This window comes from Methanoculleus receptaculi, from assembly GCF_033472595.1.
GTDB lineage: Archaea > Halobacteriota > Methanomicrobia > Methanomicrobiales > Methanoculleaceae > Methanoculleus > Methanoculleus receptaculi.
Genome location: NZ_CP137642.1, coordinates 315,713 through 330,088 on the forward strand (window position 1 = coordinate 315,713; position 14,376 = coordinate 330,088).

The following is a 14,376-nucleotide window of genomic DNA, read 5'->3' on the forward strand; positions in this document are numbered from 1 at the left end:
TCAGTCACGCTCATAGAGAATCTGCAGTTCTGCTTCGATCCCCGGGATCACCTTCTGGAGTTGATCCGGCTGGCTTCCTGCCTTTATCTTGCCCTTTGGAGTGCAGAACGATCCATATTCAGCTTCAATTTCCTTGAGAATCCGGTCTTCGTCGGGCGATCTCGCGGCGGGGAGACCCCGGACCAGGAGACCGGCAGGGTCGTCTCGTTCCGGAAGCACTCCATGCTGGTCATCGACTACCGGGACCGGGGCGGGACCGCGGGATAGCCGCCACCCCCCCGCAGGTCCTCACGCCGGCGGCCGCCCGCCCATCCGGTCCCCCAGATACCGGACATCACAGAGGCGGGTCTCCGAAAGAATGAGCTCCCGGTTGGCGACGATGTGGCGATAATCCCCGGTATAGAGCACCGTGCCGTCGATCGCCGCGGCGACGTCGTGGGCGTCGAGGAGCACCTCGCAGTCGTCGTAGTCCTCGATGACCGCACTGAACCGGTCCCAGATCTCGCGGTAAGGCTCCGTTCGTGCATGAAGCGCCAGCACCTTCCGGTCCTCGAGGGCGGAGCGCCGCCGCCGGCAGAGCGCTTCATACCGCTCTTTCACCGCGAGAAGCGTCACCAGGGCCGCTGCCGGCTGCTCGCGACAGAGTTCGGCAACATGCCGGAGAAGCGGGACGGTCTTCCACCCCCGGCTCTCGGCCTCGGCGAGGAGGGTCTCCGCCGACCCGTCCCGCTTCAGGTGCGCAACCGCCCGCCGGAACTCGCGGACGAGATTCTGCTGGATGGTGTGGCACCGCCCGCCCGTCCCGTCCCCGAAACACTCGGCCCAGACCCCTGTGCTGGAGTGGTTCGGCTCCGGGTCCTCAAAGACATCCGCGGCCCCGGTGCCCCAGGTGTCGGCGGCGTGAAAATAGTACCCGATGAGGACGTTGCTGTCGAGGAAATAGGGCAGGTTACCTCCTCCCTGCCGGAGACTCGCTGCACGCGAGATCGCGAGAGATGCGCATTGCCATATCGACAAGAGCCGAGACCTCGCCGTCGGAATCCGGGGGGAGCGAAGGCGGATTATCGCGGGTGATCGCGTCCCGCTCGGCGTTGAAGCGCCGCTCCGCGGTGTCGCAGAAATCCTGCAACTGCTCCTCCTGATACACAATCGGGATCATCTGCGTTGCGACGACGTGCGAGACGAAACAGAGGGCATCGCAGCCTTCGGTCGCAAGTGCGGGGGCGTGCGAAGGGTTGTGGCGGAGCATCGAGCGGTAGGCGTCGTCCCATGCCAGGTACGCGTCATAGAAGATCTCCAGGGCGGGCAGGGGATACGCCGCGATGAAGCTGTCCAGGACCTCCTCGACGGTGGCAATCCGCTCCGCATTCAGCGGGTGGAGCGCGTTGCTAACCTCCGTAGAGAGAGGGAGGATGCCGGTGCAGAACGTGCGCTCGAAGCCGTCGGCGTGCAGGCCGCAACGCTCCAGGTACGCCAGCTCGCTTGAATCCAACCGGAAGCGTTCAAGCGGGATCTCCTCACCGTCGGAAAACTCCTTCCAGAGGCGGAACTGGTGGGTTATATCGCTGATACGGTCTGCGCTTTTTTCCTTCATCCACTGGAGCACGGTCCAGAGAAGCACCCGCTCGTAGGGGGTAAAGAGCGAAAGATCCGCCTGAACTTTGGGGTAGTATGCGTAGGGTTCGTAACTCCTGCTCCGGGAACGGCTGCCCGACGTCCGTCTGCCCGGATACGCCTTTGCTGTCGGTGCCTTCACGTCCAGGTAGGCGCTCGGCTCAAACGTCAACTGGAACGCCGCAGCCTCGGCAGGTCCCTTCGGCATGCGGATATAGGTCGTCCCGCAGAGTGTTGTTCCCCGCTGGTTGTAGTAGATGAGGTCCACAAAGAAGATGAACTTCAGGAGTTTCGTCCGGCCGATGCGGCCGTTGTGCTCCACCGCGTATAGCAACGCATTGATCAACTTCTGCTTCCGCATCCTATCACCCTGACCCTGAAGCTTCCGCTATAACCGGGGAAACAAGTCTGTATGTGTGCGTATTACAGGTAATAAAAGATAACCCTTTCTGAACGCAGGGATGAAGGCGCGATTCACGACGGGCCGAAGGGTGCGAGTGCAGGTCGGCCAGGTCATCAAGGGCCAGGTATCTCCCCTCGCAGAGGCGGAGAATCGTTACCTCAACTGCCTTCCTCGACGCTTTCCGCATAGAACTGACAGGCCCTGCAATCTCGTGCAACGTATCCAAATGTTCGGATCTTGCGATCAAATGTTCGAAGCTTTCTGGCAAATGTTCGGAACTCCCCGGCAAATGTTCGGAGCTCGGCTTCGAACAGATCCCAGGAGCTCCGAACATTTCACCTTCCATCGGGTGGTGACCAGGACGGTAGTAGAACGTGCTCCTGCCCGACCCCTCGCTCATCAGAAGCCCTTTCTCGACCGGGCCGCCAAGAGCTACGGTGGTGTCGTGCGGGTGCTCTTTCGTCACCTCTTTGAGCTTGCTGCGGTTAACGCATCCTCCGGAAGGAGGTGACGACCCGCTCCTACGTGAGACGCTCACGCTCGCCGAGGTGCTCATAACGTATCTCCTCCGGAACCTTTCGCGAGTGCAGCCCGGCCTTGCCCGGTGAGGCGGTACTTCTGGTGCCGGCTGTTCGGTTTTTCAGGGATGGTGTACTCGATCATCCGGTCTGCCAGAAGTTTGCGGACGACCTTGTTGAGCTGACCTGAGATCTCTTTCTGTCCGAGCCCCAGCGAGAGTTCCGCTTTGGACTTCGGTTCGTCCTCAAGGAGCCGGAGGACTCTCGTCTCTAGCGACTCTGGCTGTGATTCTGGCTGCGGAGCCAGACTGGGGGCCAGAGTCCGGCGGATGATCGTCTGGAACCCGTCGCTGACAGCGAACTCCGGCTCCGGCAGCCAGGCCTCATTACAGTGTCGGATCATGTCCCGCGTTCCTGTGCCCATCCGCTCGATGTAGCCGGTGAGGTACATCGGTTCGGCGAGGAGCGGGTTCGTCGGCACCGACCCGTGGGCCTGTCGGAGTTTCTCGAGCGTCAGGGACGGCGGGAGCCTGCCCGGGTTCCAGATCTCCAGGCGGTCCGAAAAGAGCATCACCTGGACGCTGCCGTTGCTCGTGTAGTCGCGGTACGCAACCGCGTTGACGATCGCCTCCGCCACCACCTCATTGGGGATCTCGTAGCGCACCGGCGCCTGCGGGCCGGCTTCGCGGATCCCGACCGAGAGGGCGATCTTGCTGAGGACGAAGTCCACAGCCGCGTCCACGAGATCGAAGACCGTACCCTTGTAGACCTGGTAGGAGGGGATCGGTTTGGCCACCTCGGTGCCGTGGAAGTGGGCGCACTTGATCTCGGAGGAGATCAGGAACCGTTGCGGCTGTTTACCGAAGAGGAGGACCGCCGCGTTCGTCACCCGTCCATCGTCGAGCAGGTTCAGGTGCTCCAGCAGGTCCGTGGAAGATGCATCGGGGGCGATGGGGAACCGGCGGGTCGCCCTGGCCGTGCGGAGGAACCACGCCATACGCTCAGGATCCAGGTGTTCGAGTGTCGCCTTCGTGCACGGGGCCGCGTCGAAGGGACCTGAGCGGATGAGCTGCCTCTCCTCCAGGTACTCGACGAGCACCGCATACAACCCGGTGACCAGTTCGGAGGGGGTGCTGAACCGCTTCCGGATCAGCCCGGCCTCGGCCCTGCCGACGAGCGCACGCACCTTCGGGTGGCGGGCGGCGTCGTCTCTGCCCCTGACGTAGATGAGCCGGCACTTCCTTTCGGCGGCGGCGAGATCGAACTCTCGCCCGGTCGGCGAGACCACGCCAGCGTTCTCGGAGCCGTAGTCATTCCCGAACAGCCCGACATGGAATATCGCAGTGCCGGATCTCATCGAGGTACAGGTCGTCGGCACGACGGCGATCGGCGGCAGGGCATCTGCCGAACCGGCATCCCTGCCCCATGTACCTAAAAATTGAGGGAATTAAGGATTTACAGAAGATTCGTTGCGTTACCCCCGCCTGCCGGCGATAACCGCAGCGACCCCGAGCGCCGCAACGGCCAGAGTGACCGGGAGCGGGGTTGCGGTCGGCGTGGGCGTTGCCGGTTCCGTCGTCTCGGTCGCGGTCGCTGTGGCGGTCTCCTCCGTCGGCGGGGTTGTTTCCGCCGGTGCAGGGGTGGTGGGCGCGGGTGTGGTGCGGGTCACCGTCGGTCTCACGGTCGCGGTCGCTGTGGGTGTCGGGGTCGCGGTCGTCTCGACCCCGATGCGGTTTGCGACCGTGAACGTCACAGGTTCGGAGTCCGGTGCGTAGGCATCGAAACTTTCCGGCGTCCTCCATACAGCACGGACGGAGTATATCCCGGGCTCCCCGATCTCACCGAGCCTTACCGCCCCCGGCCTCCCCGGATCATCGGTATAGAACCGGGGCGAACTGACGTTTAAGCCAGCGAAATTTATCCCGCCGATGACGGTCGTCTCGGCACCGGACGGGGTTGTCAACACAAGGTCTATAGTCGCCGGGTAGAGATCGCCAACCCTGTAGGACGCCCCGACCTCAGGAGCGGATATCCTGAAGGCTATCCGCGTGTTCGGCGAGACGGTAAGCCCTTCCAGAGGCTCGTTGTGGTAGGGGTGTGCCAGCACCACGTCCAGGAAGACCTCGGGTTTACGGACAAAGACATATGCAGTCGCCCCATCGGTGGGGTTGAAGGCGTAGTACGTCCCGTAATCGTCACCGACAAAGAAATCCAGCAGATCAAAATCTGTATCATCAGCAACCGGTATGGTCTTCGTGATCCCCTCACCGGGCCTGTCATTCTGGTACTTATGGAGCGCCGTTATGGGGTTATTTGTCGTTGCGTTGCGCAACCCTGAGAGGTTAAGCCCCTCTTCATAGACAAAGATCGTGTCGTAGGGCTGGATGTCGCGGATGGTCGGGCCACGGGCTCCAGCCGGCCCCGCAAAGAGGGCAGCGATGCAGATGGCAAGGAGTATGATGGCGCCTTGCCTTCGGGTCCACGACGATAACATGATACCCCTTTGTATGACCATCGAGATATAAAAATTCCTCCCAGCCTTCGAGATCCCTCCGGGTTTGGTCGCCTCGGCAACATGAAGAGGCAACCGCAACGACAGAATCTATAGAGAAAACGTGAATTCGACGGGCACGCCCCCGTTGACGCCCAATTTGATCCATCTACACTTAAATAATTCCCTCACCCATTTCTAGCAATGAAACGGGTCGGCTTCATCATAGCATCACTCCTCATCTTCTTCGCGATTCTGGCGATTCCCGTCGATCCTACAATCCTCGCACCAGGGGCAAAGGCCGTTGCTGCCGTGACCGTCCTTATGGTTCTCTTCTGGGTCACGGGTGTAATACCTCTTGAGGCGACCGCCCTCCTTCCGCTGGTCCTTTTCCCGCTGCTTGGCGTTCTTTCGCCGGTGAAGGTTGCTGAATCATACGGCAACGAGGTGATCTTCCTCTTCCTCGGCGGGTTCATCATCGCCATGTCGATGCAGCGATGGAACCTCCACCGCCGTATCGCCCTGCACATCATCCGTCTCGTCGGGACTAGCCCGAGACGCCTCGTCCTCGGGTTCATGGTCGCCACCGCCTTCCTCTCGATGTGGATCTCAAACACAGCCACCGCGATGATGATGATCCCGATCGCGGTCGCGATCATACTGACGATCATACCGGGGACGGAGCAGTCTCTTGTAAACCTGGGGGGGAGGGATCGGGATCTTGCACGCTGCCTAGTCCTCTCCATACCCTACGCCGCGAGCATCGGTGGCATTGCAACGATCATCGGCACACCCCCAAACGGGATCTTCATCTCCCAGCTTCCAGCGATCTTTCCCGAAGCACCAACCATCGATTTCTTCACCTGGATGAAGTTCGGTGTCCCGTTCGCCGCCGTATTCCTCATAATCACCTGGATATGGCTCACAATGGTCTCCTACAGACATATAGAGACGACGCTGCCGAGCGCAAAGGGGCTCATCCGCAAGGAACTCGATAAACTCGGCCCCCTGTCAACGGGCGAACGATGGACGCTTATCGTCTTTGCCCTGACCGCATTCGCCTGGATATTTGCGCAGACGAAAGATATCGGGGGATTCATCATCCCTGGCCTGGACATGATCTTTCCCGGGATCAAGGACTCCACGATCGCAATATTCGGGGCGCTTCTCCTCTTTCTCCTCCCGGTAGATGCAAAGAAGGGTATATTCACCATGGACTGGGAGTGGGCGGTGAAGATCCCCTGGGGGATCCTCCTCCTCTTCGGCGGGGGTATCGCCCTATCAAACGGCTTTATCCAGAGCGGGCTTGCCGCGACGATCGTCAATTCTCTCACCCCGCTCCACACGCTCCCGATCGTCATCCTGATCTTTGTGATAGCGCTTGGCGTCTCGCTTGCAACAGAGGTCTCATCAAACACCGCCGTTGCCGCTGTGCTGATGCCGATCATGGCGGTCATGGCCATCAGTGTTGAGGTAAACCCGCTCTTCCTGATGATGACCGCCGCTGTCTGCGCCTCGCTGGCATTCATGCTCCCTGTCGCCACCCCGCCAAACGCCGTCGCATACGGGAGCGGCTACATCGAAGCAAAAGAACTTCTCCGGTCCGGCTGGGCGCTCGATATAATGGGTACCGCACTATGGACGCTATTTCTCTTCACCGTCGTCATCTGGGCGCTCGGTATCCCGCTCGACCTTCCCGCCTGGGCGCTCTGAACCCCCCGGGAACCTCTATTTTTTACCGGCGCACCGCATCAGGAGAAGAGTGATTCCTGCCGCAAGAAGCGCTTGAGAGAGGCACCGCTGCAGCGGTGGCGATGGGGGTCATCGGCAGCGGGGCTGTTATGGCTGCCGGGGTCATCCCGGGTATGGCCGCGGCCTCTGCCGCCTCTCCGCGTCTCACCCGGATACCCTATCTCCCTGGACGATGGACACCCACACCTCCATCCGTGCCGGGGTTCATCGAGCCTGGAGAGAGAGCCTGAATGAACCGGTTTGATGACCTGAGATGGCGCTGGCTGAGGGTAAGTTACTTACCCCTGCTGATCGCAACTACGAATCAAATGGAGGAACCCGTGTGGTAGAGATGCAGTACGTGCCCGGTGACGACCACCACAAGGTGGTGCTCTACGCCCTGAGCACCTGTGGATGGTGCGCCCGAACAAAACAACTTCTCACCGACCTGGGTGTGGAGTTCTCCTACGTCTATGTTGACCTGCTAACAGGCGATGAACAGGGCACCGTGGTAAAGGAGGTCGAAAAGTGGAACCCCCGACTCTCGTTCCCGACAATCGTCATCGACGGCTCAAAGGTGATTGTGGGGTTCAGAGAAGAGGAGATCCGCAAGGCGGTGGGTGCTTGAGATGGTAAGCGATGAGGATGTTGACCGGCTCGTCCAGGACCTGGCGCGCGAGGCGGAGGCCGGGGGCTACCGCCTCAACCCTGACCGGGTGTTTACCCGGGCGCTTGTCCGCGGCCTGCTTTCAAACCGTGAGCGTTACGGCTATATCTCCTGTCCATGCCGGCTCGCTTCAGGAAACAGGGAAGATGACCTCGATATCATCTGCCCCTGCGACTACCGTGACCTGGATCTCACCGAATACGGCGCCTGCTACTGCGGCCTGTACGTCACCGCCGACGTGGAAGCGGGGGTGCGCACCGCCGCTCCCGTGCCGGAGCGCCGGCCATCGCCGGCAGAGCGCCGCCAGAAGAAGGAGGAGCGCCCCGGGACAGTCGGCGCACCTCGAGACCTGAAATACCCGGTATGGCGGTGCCGGGTCTGCGGCTACCTCTGCGCAAGGGGCGAACCGCCTGATACATGTCCGATCTGCCGGGTCTCCCGTGACCGGTTCGAGCGGTTCGTGTGAACCAGCAAGACACTGCACCGCAGGCGGTTTTCCGATCGGTGTAGCCACGGCAGTGCGGAGGGAATCCATATAGCCGGGGATCCAGAGGTCTCATATATATAGCGGGAGGACAACTATCCAGTTATGCCGAGCATACGGATAAAGAACGGCGACCTCCCCTCCGGAGCCGGTGTTGAAGGGGGGCGAAAAAAGAGACGAGATGAGAGCCAGGGTTCCCAGGCCGGGCAGGAGGAGCCCACGCCGGCGACCACAAAGAAAGAGAAGATGCCGCGAAAATCCCGGGGACAACCGCAGTTCGAGGATACCGGGAACGCCGATATATTCTATACGAAGACAAAGTAGTCATTCGAGCACCTCGAGATCGCCGGCAGCGTTCACCACCACCTCCCTTTCTCCGCGGTACGTCTGGACGAGACCATACATTGAGACACTCTCATTCTCGTGAAGGTCAAGACCGGCAGCGACGTTCGAAGGGAGGAAGACCCGCGTCCCATTGACGGTGAGGATCAGGTGACCGCCGGTCGAGGTCTCTTTGATCGACTCGATCTTGCCTTCAAGGAGCACCAGCGCCCCGTCCGGCACCTCCGGTGAGTAGGGTTTTGCGACCAGAGATCGCCCGCCAGCGCCAAGGATGATCTGCGCTGCAAGCACGACCGCGACAACACATACCAGCAGTGCAAGTGCCTGCCTCTCCTGCCGCTCAAGCATGGTTATATTCTCTACGTCCGGAGAGATAACTTCCGTCAAATTGATATGTTAACAGTGTTAACTGTCCTGCATGGATGATATAAATCTCCCCCCCTCCTCGCAAAAAATCCTCCACCTGCTTGAGAATGGGGGTGCCCTGACGCACAAGGAACTCGTCCACCTCAGTTCTCTTGCACCCCGCACCGTCCGGTATGCACTAAAGAGGCTCAAGGATAACGACATGATCGTGGAGAAGTTCAACTTCAGGGACGCAAGGCAGATCCTCTATGAGTACAAAGACCCCCAGACGGTGTCCACACGATGACAGAACCATTCCACTGCGACATAATGCGATGTGACAACCTTGTCAGGAGACTGCTCCCCGCGATGCGGGCCGAGATGGTATACCGTCTGGTGAACGAGCGGGGTATCAGCCAGAGTGAGGTCTCAAAGCGCCTCGGGGTCAGCAGGGCGGCGATATCCCAGTATATGAGCCGGAAACGCGGGTGCAACAGGGAAGAGTTCCCCGAGAACCTGGACATGGTCATCGAGCGATGGGTATCCGCCGTCGCCTCTGGCGAGGGCACGATAACCCTCTGCGACATCTGCCGCTCCACCGAACCCTCCGACCAGCTATGAGACTTCAGGTGCGTCTCGACCTGTAGAGGTAGAGCACTCCAAGCGCGGCGATTATGCAGACCGCGAACACCGGTTTGAGTCGATCGAATCGGTGTATCCCCGCCGCGCCAGCCTCATCCGCGGCGTTCCAGTCGTCGTCAAAGACTGCGAGATAGTAGGCGGCGATGGCCGGATGCTCGATGATCACGCCTGCTTCCCGGTTGAACGCCGGAGAGTTGGCGTTCCAGTTGATGCTGCTGACAAGCACCGCCCGGTCGTCGACGATTACACCCTTGTTGTGGGCCTTAACCAGGTTGTTTGCCTCGAGATCGACGAGTCGCGCCTCGAGCGGGAGCCCTTCGGCCGTGGCGATCCGGTTGATCACATCCACCATCTCGTCGTTGTCAGCCGTATCCTCGATGTTGAACCAGGCTGAGTCCAGGAGCACCCTGACGCTGACACCGCGCCGTGAGGCGTTGATCGCGGCAGCAAGGTAAGGGTTCAGGACGGTTCCGGTCTCGTTTGTGATGTAGGCCTGCTCGATCGCGATACTCTCCCCAGCACCATCGATCAGCCCGAGGACGAGAAAACTCGTGTCGGGTGATATCACCGGGGTCACCCGCGCCCCATCCGCGCGGCAGGGGGCGAACTCAACCCTGTAGGTGGACGACCAGGAAGTGCCCGGTTCGGCCGCCGTGCCCTCCACCGGGACGATGTCCCCGCCAGCAACATCATGGAGGAAGACCTTCACGAAATAGCCCGCAAGCCCCGGGTGCTCAAGCCTTACACCCCAGCCCCGGTTCCCTCGCAGCCCCGGTTCCGGGTAGCCGTCGGGTTTGAAGTTCTCGCTCCCGAGCAGGACGGTATTCCCATCGACGACCAGGTACTTGGCATGGTCAAAACGGTACTTCGCGTGGGCAGCATCCGTCGTCGTCATCGAGGAAACAGGGATACCGCTCCGGTTGAGCGCACCAGCAACCGCTCTCCCTTCCGCTGAGATTCCGCCCACGGGGCCGCCCTCGATGAGAACGGTCACGTTAACGCCACGTTCCCTGGCGCGGATGAGGTCTTCTGCCATCTTACTGTCGGTGAACTCGTAGACGTTGACCAGGATATCGCGTTCTGCGCCTGCTACCGTATCAGAGAAGACCTCGTATGAGCAGTCGGGAGCGACAAACGCGGTCACGGCCACGCCTTCGAATGTCGCGGGCTCAAACCGCGACTGGCCGATGAAGAGCGGGCGGGGGTCCCAGACTCCGTCCACAAGGTAGTGGATCTGCCCTTCCCGCGGCCGGACGTCGGCGGGCCAGGCGACCTGCTGGACAAGGGTCGTCCCGTGGTAGAGGAGGAGTTCGTCCGCCCGGTTTGCCATCAGGAGGTTTCCGTTGGGGATCACATCAGGGACTGCCGGTGTACGTTCCTCGGTCTCAAAATCGGGCAGGTAACCGTGCGCCTGCTCAAACGCCGCCCCGCTCCTCGCGACAACCAGCCGGCCGTCGATCCGCGTTCCGGGCGGGAACCGGTAACCCCCCTCCCCGTCCGAGATAACATACCCGTCGAGCAACCCCGTCCCCTCCAGCATCAGGTACTCGTCGGGGTCACCGGGCTGGTAGGGGTCGGGGCAGAACTCAACGATCTGGATACCGGCAACTGTGCCGGCAAGGAGACAGAGGAAGAAGATCGCGGCGACGATCCGGCGCATGCGCAAAATTATGTCTTCGAGGGTTAAATAGCAGAGTGATATGACCCCGTCTGCTGAACCGCTGGTGGTCAAGGTTGGAGGAAGCCTGTTTGACCGGGTCGCGTCGCTGCTCGAGATCTTTCTGGAGGCAGGAAGACCGGTGCTTATCGTGCCCGGCGGCGGTATGTTTGCCGACCTCGTCCGTGACCTTGGGGTCTCCGGGACACCTGCCCACTGGATGGCGGTTGCCGGGATGGAGCAGTTCGGGTGGTACATCGCCTCGCACGGAGTCCAGCCCATATCCTTTGTCACGCCGCCGGAGGGGGTTGAGGTTCTCCTCCCCTACTCTGCGCTCCGCGAGACCGATCCCCTCCCCCACACCTGGGACGTCACCTCCGATACCGTCGCCGCCTGGGTCGCGCAACGTCTCAAGACCGACCTTCTCCTCCTTAAATCGGTCGATGGCATCCAGCGCCGCGGGAGGATTCTGCCCGCTGTCCAGGACCCCTCCCTTGCCTGTGATGAGGTAGATCCCCTATTCCTCCCCTTCGTCTTCGAGCACGGTCTGCGGGCACTGGTGATCAACGGCAGACACGACGACCGCGTCAGGCACGCACTCCGCGGCGAGAGCGTTCTGGGGACGCTCATTGATCCGAGATTTTAACTTCCGTGGCGGCGACATGATAGGATAAGATTCGAGGAAACAACGATGACAGCAAGAGATCGATGCACCTCCTGCAACGCCACGCTGGCCGAACCGGGTTCCACCTGGTTCCCCTGCCCCGTGTGCGGCTACGAGATCAACCGGTGCCACCGGTGCAGGGAGCAGAGCATAGAGTATGTATGCCCGAAATGCGGGTTCCGGGGGCCATAACAATGGGAAACGTAGCTCTCATACTGAAGCTAATGCCAGAATCTCCCGACGTCGACCGCGAAGCGCTCAAAGAAGCCATCAGGGCGGCTGTGACCGTCGATGATATCCAGGAAGAGCCGATCGGGTTCGGGCTTGTGGCGCTGAAAGTCGCCGTCGTTGTTCCGGACAGGGGTGGGGCACCCGATGAGGTCGAGGCAGTGCTCCGGAAGATAGAGGGCGTCGGAAGCGCCGATATCATCGAATCCACACTTGTGTGAGTGCGGGCTCCTGAAAAACTCCTATTTTAACGGTTTAAGGTCTGCCTCAAGCCGCTCCATCACCTCGTCGGTGAGGTTGCGGATCTTCTCGACAGACTCGCGGAACCCGGCAACCTCGTCCTCCTCGATTCGGATAGGCACCGGAAAGACACCTTCACGGTTTATGCGAGCCGGAACACCTATGCAGACGTCGCCGATCCCGTGGATCTCACTTCTGATGTAACTTGAGACAGTGAGGATACGGTTCTCGTTCCCAAGGATCGTCCTTACGAGGGTTGCTATTGCTTCCCCGGGCCCGTAGACGGTGGCGCCCTTGTCCCTGATGATTGCTTCGCCGCTTGTCCTTACGGTCTCGATCATCTCCTGCTTTGGCAAACCGGAGAAGGTGGGCAGGTTACTTATCTGGATACCGCCGATTGTCGTGGCCGACCAGAGCGGGACCATGCTGTTGCCGTGCTCGCCGATGATACGTGTATGCACTTCGCTGACGTGAACCCGGAAATAGTGTGCAATCAGCGATTTCAGGCGCATGGAGTCCAGATGCGTCCCGAGGCCAAAGACCTGCCTTGGCTGGAGACCCGAGTACTTCAGGGCAACGGCGGTCATGACATCTACGGGGTTTGTGACCAGGAATAGAATGGTATCGGGCGATGAACGGCCGATGGTCGCGGCGGCGTCAGCAACGATCTTTGCGTTCTCAAACGCGAGATCGTTCCTGTCCTGACCGGGACGGCGAGGCACCCCTGCTGCACAGATGACTATATCAGAACCCTTTGCATCAAAAAGGCCTGTACTGTACGAGAGATGGACATCGTTTCCCCGTGCAGCGAACGAATCAGACAGATCCCGGCAACACCCGGCCAGGAAGTTTTCACGGCCGGGCCTCCCGACAAGCAGCATCTCGCTGACGTGCGGGATCTCGGATATGGCGTGTGCTGCAAACATCCCGACGTTCCCTGTAGCCCCGAGAATCGTTACTTTTGCCATAGAGATCGCCGCTGGGGACACGTCCTCGGTCGACCGTGCGCGCAAGCATTCACCGCTGCATCCCTTCTCCACCCCGCAACCCCATGGGCGCCGAACGTCCGCGGTAAGTCTGCTCCCTTCCGGGCCTGGACCGGTGCCCGCGGCAAAAGGTCGCCGCCCCCTCCGGGGCTTTGATCCCTTTCCGCCGACCTCATGGGACGAGGCTTCTACGTCGGGATACAGCGGATCCTGCAGGCCGCTGCGGCCTTCCTCGGACTTCGCCCCCCGCTTGACGGCGGTTTCGGGTAACAGGTGACGCCGAGCCACCCGGGCTAGTCCCCGTAGGTAGTTGAGTCTACGGGATAAAAATACCTCCGCCCACCCTGCTCTGCCAGGCACGTGCAATCCGCGCAACCCTGCTGGAATCCTCTTTCCCGAAGAGATCGAGGGCGGTAAGATCGATCTCTGGCGGCAGGACGGCCGGAAGGCATCGCAGATCCGCCTGGTAGACCCTGGAACCTTCCGCACTCGCAACAGGGACTGGTTCCCTGGCTACAGGAGACCTCCGGAGGTCATTGTAGGAGCGGTAGAACTTAACCTCCCCGATCCCGAGCGCCTCTCGGTTGACCTGGATGTTGTGGGCGGTCCAGTAAGCCGCGGCGTACCAGGCATCGCTGTAGATTACGCACTCCACACCAGCGAGAGAGGCTGCAAGCCCGAGTGTCCCTGGCCCGGAGCAGGCGTCGACGAACGTCCGGGGGTGTTGACGGCTGATCTGGCGTTCAAGCGAGAGAATCTTCTCGTTGCGGTCCCGCGGAAACTCGATGTGCAGCACCGACTGCTGTTTGTAGACAACTATTGGTCCCGCCCTGGTGGGGAAGACATCTGCCCGGACGTCGCATCCTGCAAGAAGGGTATGCTCGAGGGGCTCCAGGCCGGTGTCCCTGATCCCCGGCGTCCCGTCCGCCGTCCGGACGACTCCCCGAACCTCCGGGACACCGGATACCAGACGTCTGGCCGTCCGCTCCCCGACCTCTCGGGAGAGGAGGAGGAGCGAGCCCGGCGAGAGGTAAGGCGGGTTTCTCATGGCGAATCCGGGGTTTACGAGCGGCGTTCCGAGAGCTGCGAGCGGTTCGGTGCCGGCAAGATCGCCCTCATCTACCATCACACGATATATATGGGCAAAGACCTCATCGATGAACCGCCGCCCGCAGGTCGGGCAGGGTTCTGCTGTATCGATATCTGGCGGCGGGCTCCGCTTGTCGTAGATGAGACCCATACAGTCGGGGCAGGGGTCAAACCGCCCTGGCAGTTTCGCAAGAACCGTCGATGCGTCTTCGACGCAGTCGTGCCCGCAGACGGGGCAACTCATACCGATGCATTGGAACTCCCGCTATATAGGT

Annotated in this window: 19 protein-coding genes and 1 other RNA gene; 9 read left to right on the forward strand and 11 right to left on the reverse strand. The window is 60.9% G+C overall.

Going from position 1 to position 14,376, the window contains the following annotated elements; translation table 11 throughout:
- The 5 genes from R6Y96_RS01670 to R6Y96_RS01690 form a co-directional block, all read right to left on the reverse strand.
- On the reverse strand, window positions 1–219 hold the full coding sequence (locus R6Y96_RS01670; protein ID WP_318621758.1) for a hypothetical protein: 219 nt from the start codon (window positions 217–219) through the stop codon (window positions 1–3).
- 69 nt (window positions 220–288) lie between these two features.
- Window positions 289–1,017 (reverse strand): hypothetical protein, encoded by a 729-nt coding sequence (locus tag R6Y96_RS01675; protein WP_318621759.1) that lies wholly within the window; start codon window positions 1,015–1,017, stop codon window positions 289–291.
- Window positions 950–1,975 (reverse strand): Panacea domain-containing protein, encoded by a 1,026-nt coding sequence (locus R6Y96_RS01680; protein ID WP_318621760.1) that lies wholly within the window; start codon window positions 1,973–1,975, stop codon window positions 950–952. Before R6Y96_RS01680 ends, R6Y96_RS01675 begins: the two co-directional genes overlap by 68 nt.
- 594 nt (window positions 1,976–2,569) lie before the next feature.
- Window positions 2,570–3,892, reverse strand: a complete 1,323-nt coding sequence (locus R6Y96_RS01685) for an ATP-binding protein (RefSeq protein ID WP_318621761.1) — start codon at window positions 3,890–3,892, stop codon at window positions 2,570–2,572.
- A 117-nt stretch (window positions 3,893–4,009) separates the two neighbouring features.
- Window positions 4,010–5,029: a hypothetical protein gene (locus tag R6Y96_RS01690; RefSeq protein WP_318621762.1), complete on the reverse strand. Its 1,020-nt coding sequence runs from the start codon at window positions 5,027–5,029 to the stop codon at window positions 4,010–4,012.
- Window positions 5,030–5,230: 201 nt separating this feature from the next.
- Between R6Y96_RS01690 and R6Y96_RS01695 the strand changes: the two genes are divergently transcribed.
- Window positions 5,231–6,739: an SLC13 family permease gene (locus tag R6Y96_RS01695; RefSeq protein ID WP_318621763.1), complete on the forward strand. Its 1,509-nt coding sequence runs from the start codon at window positions 5,231–5,233 to the stop codon at window positions 6,737–6,739.
- Between the two features lie 22 nt (window positions 6,740–6,761).
- On the opposite strand, the gene R6Y96_RS01700 is transcribed toward R6Y96_RS01695, so the two are convergent.
- On the reverse strand, window positions 6,762–6,926 hold the full coding sequence (locus R6Y96_RS01700) for a hypothetical protein (RefSeq protein WP_318621764.1): 165 nt from the start codon (window positions 6,924–6,926) through the stop codon (window positions 6,762–6,764).
- A gap of 183 nt (window positions 6,927–7,109) precedes the next feature.
- Between R6Y96_RS01700 and R6Y96_RS01705 the strand changes: the two genes are divergently transcribed.
- From R6Y96_RS01705 to R6Y96_RS01715, 3 genes are all read left to right on the forward strand, one after another.
- Window positions 7,110–7,385: a glutaredoxin family protein gene (locus R6Y96_RS01705; RefSeq protein ID WP_318622537.1), complete on the forward strand. Its 276-nt coding sequence runs from the start codon at window positions 7,110–7,112 to the stop codon at window positions 7,383–7,385.
- 1 nt (window position 7,386) lies between these two features.
- Window positions 7,387–7,890, forward strand: coding sequence for a ferredoxin-thioredoxin reductase catalytic domain-containing protein (locus R6Y96_RS01710; protein ID WP_318621765.1), 504 nt, complete (start codon window positions 7,387–7,389; stop codon window positions 7,888–7,890).
- A 123-nt stretch (window positions 7,891–8,013) separates the two neighbouring features.
- Window positions 8,014–8,232 (forward strand): hypothetical protein, encoded by a 219-nt coding sequence (locus R6Y96_RS01715; protein WP_318621766.1) that lies wholly within the window; start codon window positions 8,014–8,016, stop codon window positions 8,230–8,232.
- Here R6Y96_RS01715 and R6Y96_RS01720 read toward each other — a convergent pair whose 3' ends face one another.
- Window positions 8,233–8,598, reverse strand: a complete 366-nt coding sequence (locus tag R6Y96_RS01720; RefSeq protein ID WP_318621767.1) for a hypothetical protein — start codon at window positions 8,596–8,598, stop codon at window positions 8,233–8,235. It lies immediately after the preceding gene.
- A 70-nt stretch (window positions 8,599–8,668) separates the two neighbouring features.
- Between R6Y96_RS01720 and R6Y96_RS01725 the strand changes: the two genes are divergently transcribed.
- Both R6Y96_RS01725 and R6Y96_RS01730 read left to right on the forward strand, forming a co-directional pair.
- On the forward strand, window positions 8,669–8,902 hold the full coding sequence (locus R6Y96_RS01725; protein ID WP_318621768.1) for a winged helix-turn-helix domain-containing protein: 234 nt from the start codon (window positions 8,669–8,671) through the stop codon (window positions 8,900–8,902).
- Window positions 8,899–9,216: a transcriptional regulator gene (locus tag R6Y96_RS01730; RefSeq protein ID WP_318621769.1), complete on the forward strand. Its 318-nt coding sequence runs from the start codon at window positions 8,899–8,901 to the stop codon at window positions 9,214–9,216. Before R6Y96_RS01725 ends, R6Y96_RS01730 begins: the two co-directional genes overlap by 4 nt.
- Before the next feature lie 4 nt (window positions 9,217–9,220).
- On the opposite strand, the gene R6Y96_RS01735 is transcribed toward R6Y96_RS01730, so the two are convergent.
- Window positions 9,221–10,897, reverse strand: coding sequence for a phospholipase D-like domain-containing protein (locus tag R6Y96_RS01735; RefSeq protein ID WP_318621770.1), 1,677 nt, complete (start codon window positions 10,895–10,897; stop codon window positions 9,221–9,223).
- Window positions 10,898–10,937: 40 nt separating this feature from the next.
- Between R6Y96_RS01735 and R6Y96_RS01740 the strand changes: the two genes are divergently transcribed.
- The 3 genes from R6Y96_RS01740 to R6Y96_RS01750 are packed head-to-tail and all read left to right on the forward strand — an operon-like array spanning window position 10,938 to window position 12,007.
- Window positions 10,938–11,540, forward strand: coding sequence for a uridylate kinase (locus R6Y96_RS01740; protein WP_318621771.1), 603 nt, complete (start codon window positions 10,938–10,940; stop codon window positions 11,538–11,540).
- Between the two features lie 45 nt (window positions 11,541–11,585).
- Window positions 11,586–11,750, forward strand: a complete 165-nt coding sequence (locus tag R6Y96_RS01745) for a zinc finger domain-containing protein (RefSeq protein ID WP_318621772.1) — start codon at window positions 11,586–11,588, stop codon at window positions 11,748–11,750.
- Window positions 11,751–11,752: 2 nt separating this feature from the next.
- Entirely contained in the window at window positions 11,753–12,007 is a 255-nt protein-coding gene (locus tag R6Y96_RS01750; protein ID WP_318621773.1) for an elongation factor 1-beta, read from the forward strand.
- A gap of 21 nt (window positions 12,008–12,028) precedes the next feature.
- Here the strand turns inward: R6Y96_RS01750 and R6Y96_RS01755 are convergent, their stop codons facing one another.
- The 3 genes from R6Y96_RS01755 to R6Y96_RS01765 all read right to left on the reverse strand — a co-directional run bounded on the left by R6Y96_RS01755 (window position 12,029) and on the right by R6Y96_RS01765 (window position 14,345).
- On the reverse strand, window positions 12,029–12,994 hold the full coding sequence (locus tag R6Y96_RS01755; RefSeq protein ID WP_318621774.1) for a malate dehydrogenase: 966 nt from the start codon (window positions 12,992–12,994) through the stop codon (window positions 12,029–12,031).
- 11 nt (window positions 12,995–13,005) lie between these two features.
- Window positions 13,006–13,316, reverse strand: an RNA gene (gene ffs, locus R6Y96_RS01760) — signal recognition particle sRNA.
- Between the two features lie 12 nt (window positions 13,317–13,328).
- The gene (locus tag R6Y96_RS01765) at window positions 13,329–14,345 is read right to left on the reverse strand and encodes a hypothetical protein (protein ID WP_318621775.1); all 1,017 of its coding nucleotides are present in this window, start codon (window positions 14,343–14,345) and stop codon (window positions 13,329–13,331) included.
- Window positions 14,346–14,376 lie beyond the last annotated feature (31 nt).